This window comes from Wolbachia endosymbiont of Tuta absoluta (assembly GCF_059414725.1).
The window spans coordinates 1-4,478 of record NZ_JBNRJY010000223.1 but is presented as its reverse complement, the minus strand read 5'-3'; the positions used below and the strand labels follow the sequence as shown (position 1 = coordinate 4,478).

Sequence of the window (4,478 nt, the reverse complement as noted above, 5' to 3'; positions counted from 1 at the left end):
CCAGCATGTAACGCATCTTTTTGCGATAGAACAATATCAGTTGCTCCGGTATCAAGCAAAAACGTTATATTACGATCATTGACTTGAGCTTGAATATAAAAGTGTCCATCGTATGACTTTGTAAATTCAATACTTCCGCCATTTTGAACCCTTCCTTTGTACGGTAGAAAAGTGCTCAGAAACCTATTGCTTAGTTTATCCCCTTGTGAATCAATAAACATTGCAGTAATGACTATTATCAGTAGCCAAATAACTAGATTTTTTGCTGCATTCATATTATTAAAATTTGAAGCCATAAGAGTAAATTTTTAAGATTAGCGTTAAAAGCTATTATTAAAAATAAGTAAATTTTATTGTTTTAGTACAATATTTAATATATACTTTAAGGAGGTATGTTCGATTTAATTTCATGTCAGAAGCAAAAAATTTAATTTTAGCAACAATTCTTTCTATATTGATTATAGTATTATGGCATATTATTTATGATAATTTTCTTAACACGAGCCAAAGCCAACCATCGATTGAAAATATTGAACATATCGAATCTTCTAACGACCTTGCTCCTATGATATACCAAAATCGTTCTGAAATTATTAATTCTACTAGAGAACAGAGAGTTAATTTAACCAATAACATGCTTGAAGGATCAATTTCTCTGAAAGGTGCAAGGTTTGATGACTTAATCTTAACTAACTACCACTTAGAACCGAGTTCTTCTTCTCCACAAGTGGTGTTACTGTCACCTGCAGAATCAAAAGATGTATATTTCGCAGAATTTGGGTGGCTCGATCCGAATGAAAAGATTAAAGTTCCAGATTCTAAAACAGTATGGCAAGCAGATAAACTCAATCAAAAAGAGGTCAATTTATTTTGGGATAATGAAAATGGCATTTTATTTAGAATGAAAATTAGCCTTGACGATAACTACATGTTTAAAGTTGAGCAAATTATTGAAAACAATACAAAAGATAATGTAGTTTTGGTTCCCTATGGTAAAATCAATCGTAAACGTGATAATATTAACGAATCCTATTGGATATCACATGAAGGAGTACTAGGTGCATTTAACAATAAACTAGAGGAGTGGACATATAAGGATATTTCCAAGAAACGTTTAATAAAGGCCAGCACAAGTGAAAAAAGTTGGTTTGGTTTTGCTGATAAATATTGGTTTACAGCTATCATACCTGAAAAATCTGATCAAATAAATGTAAGTATTAAGCATACGAATGTTAATAACATTGATAAGTTTCAAGTAGATTTTGTTAAACCTTACAAACACATACTCCCTGGTGCAAGTGTTTCTACTCTGAACTACTTTTTTGCTGGGGCAAAGAAATTGAATTTACTTGATTCTTATAAAGACACTCTCAATATACCTTTGTTTGATAAGGCTGTAGATTTTGGTGTTCTTTATTTTATAACCAAGCCGGTGTTTTTACTGCTTGAATATTTTAACTTTGTTTTGAAAAATTTTGGCTTAGCAATATTATTGCTAACTTTAGTAATCAAACTTTTGATGCTTCCCTTATCTAATAGATCATATATTTCGATGTTCAAGGTGAAAAGCCTGCAGCCTGAATTAACTCGTATAAAAGAGTTGTACAAAAATGACAGCTTAAAGCAGCACAAAGAGACAATTGCGTTGTTCAAGAGAAACAATGTAAATCCAATGTCGAGCATTTTCCCTATGCTCATACAAATACCAGTATTTTTTGCTCTGTATAAAGTATTATTTGTTACTATAGAGATGAGACACGCCCCTTTTTATTTATGGATTAAGGATCTTTCAGCTTCTGATCCAACAAACATTTTTACATTATTTGGGTTGTTTAATTATAACTTTCCTATTTCTATAGGCATTTTACCTATAATTTTCGGCGCTACCATGATAATTCAGCAGAAGCTAAGTGAGAAAGATCAAACCAGTAAAGATGATATTCAAGTAAATGTTATGAAGTTTTTACCTTACATTTCCGTCTTTATTTTTTCTTCTTTTCCTGCCGGCCTGGTAATATATTGGATATTTAGTAATATTATAACTCTGGTTCAACAATACTTAATAAAGTTCTTCTTAACAAGAAAAGTCGGGATAAATGTCGAAAATACTAATAGTTAATTCAATTTATTATACCGAAATAGCGAACCTTTTGCTTGAAGGTGCAGTCGATAGATTAAAAGAAAGTCATGCAAGCTATGACATAATTGAAGTTCCTGGTGCATTTGAGATACCAGCTACAATTCTCTTTGCAGTAAAAAGCAAGAATGCTAATTATGACGGTTATTTAGCTCTTGGGTGCGTGATTCGCGGTGAAACTGATCATTATAAATACGTTTGTAAAGGAGTAATCGAAGGCTTAAATGAAGTTATTATGCATTATGCAATACCCCTTGGTATGGGCGTAATTACCGCTGACAGCAAAGATAAAGCACTAATTAGAGCTGACAAAAATAAAAAGAACGTTGGTGGCCATGCAGCCTCAACTGTTTTGCATATGATAGATCTACACAATAAATTAAAATAATGGAGGAAAAACCAGTAGATAAAAAGTGGCGCATAAAAAGAAGTACGGCAAGATTTCTTGCTGTACAAATTGCTTATTCAAATATTTTTGTAAGTTACAACAAAAGCACTTTTAAATTGGAAAATTGTGAGCTTAAGGACTACATAAGTACGTTGAAAGATATATTTGAATGTGAAGAATTTGAACATCAGTTCTTAGAAAACTTGTTATGTAAGGTTATAAAAAGCAGTGAAGAATATGATAAAATAATAGAGTCTTATTTACACCCAAGCTGGTCACTTTCACGATTAAATCTTATAAGCTTATCTATTTTGCGTATTGCAGTATGTGAGTTAATTGATTTTGATACACCAGCACCAATTGTTATTAATGAATATACTAACATTGCATCTGATTTACTTGATGCTCCAAACAAAATTGGCTTTATTAATGGGTTGTTAGATAAGGTAAAGGATGCAGTCAGACTAAATAAAAATCCTTAGCAAATTTCTTACAAGTATGTGAATATCTATTTTTTGAGACAGTTTCTACAATAAGTTTAAGTCATTAACACTAAAAAATGAAGGGAAGACTTATTCCTTTTATACTTGGCTGATTAATAATCTTTCTGGCTTTTCGTGTTCAACTTTTGGTGACTTAACAATTGAGCTTGGCACAAATTCGATGGTTAGTTCTTGAACATTATTTTCTTCAACGTTTAAACCTAACGTTTTTAACTCCTGTCCACAATTTATCTGTTCAAATGTACTATCCCCTTTCTTCTTGTATAGCTGATGTATATCAAGGAGTTTAGTGTTGCCAAGCAAGATTGGATCAGGATTATCAATATATCTGATCTGACCATAACTCTCAGCTTTGAATACTTCGCCTTTTGAGTTAGTAAAATCTATAGTATATTCACCATTTTCGTTCTTATAGTTCTTTTCAATAAATTCAAGATCTTTATTTGTTACCTGCAACATCAGGTATCTTTGAGAGCTACCAGCAACAATTCTCGGAGCTTTAAGTTCAGATATTTCATTATTTTTCATGAAGGAATATATTGCTAAACTAATCAGTGCAACAGTAACAAATGCTAAAACACTCATTCCAAGTGGTGTAGCTGCAAAAGCTGCAAGTGGAGCAAGTATATAAGTTGAAGACATCAAATATGGTGATGAAAGTGCTACTGCTGCGCCTATAACATACAGAGAAGTAAGTACTAAAAGTGCAGTATTTGTTTTTTGGAGCTGGCCACGGTGGTTTTTAAAAATTAACATAATTGCCTCATTTAAATTAATTAAAGTTGTATGTAAAGAATTATTATTGTCAACTTATAAACAATAAATTATCTACCACTTGAGCCGAAGCCTCCTTCATTGCGAGCAGTTTCTTTTGCATAGAATTCTTCTATGTTGTTCCAAATTATCTCAGGTACAGGAGTGATAAGAATTTGTGCAATTCTATCTCCTCTTTTTATTTCATATGGCTGATTACTTAGATTGATTAGGCAAACTTTAACTTCACCTCGATAATCGGAGTCTATAGTGCCCGGAGAATTTAAGACAGTGATTCCATGTTTTGCAGCAAGCCCAGAACGTGGGCGGATTTGCCCCTCAAAACCGTTTGGTATTGCAATCACAATTCCAGTTGGAACAAGTAATCTCTCAAGTGGATTTAAAACAGCAGAGTCATTCAATGCAGCATAAAGATCGATCGATGTGGTCCTTTGATACATATAGCCTAAAAAATGGCCAGCTGGACTTTTCACGGCGGTTGATGATATTTAGCTGAAAATCATTGATTAATAGGAGAATATTTACATGAACGTATTGTGGTGTATGTAAGTACATACAATGCATAAAATATTATGCATTTAGTAGGTATGCCATTGTTGATAAAGTTGAGTCACACTTCTGGAAGTCTTTGCTTTGCTGTTATTCATGACTCCACATGTGTATTATTTTAGCATGT

The 4,478-nt window shown here is 32.5% G+C and carries 6 protein-coding genes; 3 read left to right on the top strand and 3 right to left on the bottom strand.

The window, feature by feature from the left end:
- Positions 1-296, bottom strand: a 296-nt coding sequence (locus tag ACJ5GX_RS02400; RefSeq protein WP_495292662.1) for a retroviral-like aspartic protease family protein, incomplete at its 3' end; no start/stop codon positions are given.
- A gap of 113 nt (positions 297-409) precedes the next feature.
- Between ACJ5GX_RS02400 and yidC the strand changes: the two genes are divergently transcribed.
- From yidC to nusB, 3 genes are read left to right on the top strand one after another with little or no spacing between them, the layout of a single operon-like run.
- Entirely contained in the window at positions 410-2,119 is a 1,710-nt protein-coding gene (gene yidC, locus ACJ5GX_RS02395; protein WP_019236304.1) for a membrane protein insertase YidC, read from the top strand.
- On the top strand, positions 2,097-2,525 hold the full coding sequence (locus ACJ5GX_RS02390) for a 6,7-dimethyl-8-ribityllumazine synthase (RefSeq protein ID WP_052264871.1): 429 nt from the start codon (positions 2,097-2,099) through the stop codon (positions 2,523-2,525). The genes yidC and ACJ5GX_RS02390 overlap by 23 nt, the downstream gene beginning before the upstream one ends.
- Positions 2,525-3,007, top strand: a complete 483-nt coding sequence (gene nusB, locus ACJ5GX_RS02385) for a transcription antitermination factor NusB (RefSeq protein WP_006014794.1) — start codon at positions 2,525-2,527, stop codon at positions 3,005-3,007. The genes ACJ5GX_RS02390 and nusB overlap by 1 nt, the downstream gene beginning before the upstream one ends.
- Before the next feature lie 99 nt (positions 3,008-3,106).
- On the opposite strand, the gene ACJ5GX_RS02380 is transcribed toward nusB, so the two are convergent.
- Positions 3,107-3,784 carry a hypothetical protein gene (locus ACJ5GX_RS02380; RefSeq protein ID WP_052264872.1) on the bottom strand — a complete coding sequence of 226 codons (678 nt, stop codon included), beginning with the start codon at positions 3,782-3,784 and terminating at the stop codon, positions 3,107-3,109.
- 68 nt (positions 3,785-3,852) lie between these two features.
- Positions 3,853-4,275, bottom strand: coding sequence for a dUTP diphosphatase (gene dut, locus ACJ5GX_RS02375; protein ID WP_495292661.1), 423 nt, complete (start codon positions 4,273-4,275; stop codon positions 3,853-3,855).
- Positions 4,276-4,478 lie beyond the last annotated feature (203 nt).

Bases quoted from the DNA above. Each gene is read 5' to 3' on its own strand.
- ACJ5GX_RS02380 (WP_052264872.1), bottom strand. From the start codon at position 3,784: ATGTTAATTTTTAAAAACCACCGTGGCCAGCTCCAAAAAACAAATACT.
- yidC (WP_019236304.1), top strand. From the start codon at position 410: ATGTCAGAAGCAAAAAATTTAATTTTAGCAACAATTCTTTCTATATTG.
- ACJ5GX_RS02390 (WP_052264871.1), top strand. From the start codon at position 2,097: ATGTCGAAAATACTAATAGTTAATTCAATTTATTATACCGAAATAGCG.
- nusB (WP_006014794.1), top strand. From the start codon at position 2,525: ATGGAGGAAAAACCAGTAGATAAAAAGTGGCGCATAAAAAGAAGTACG.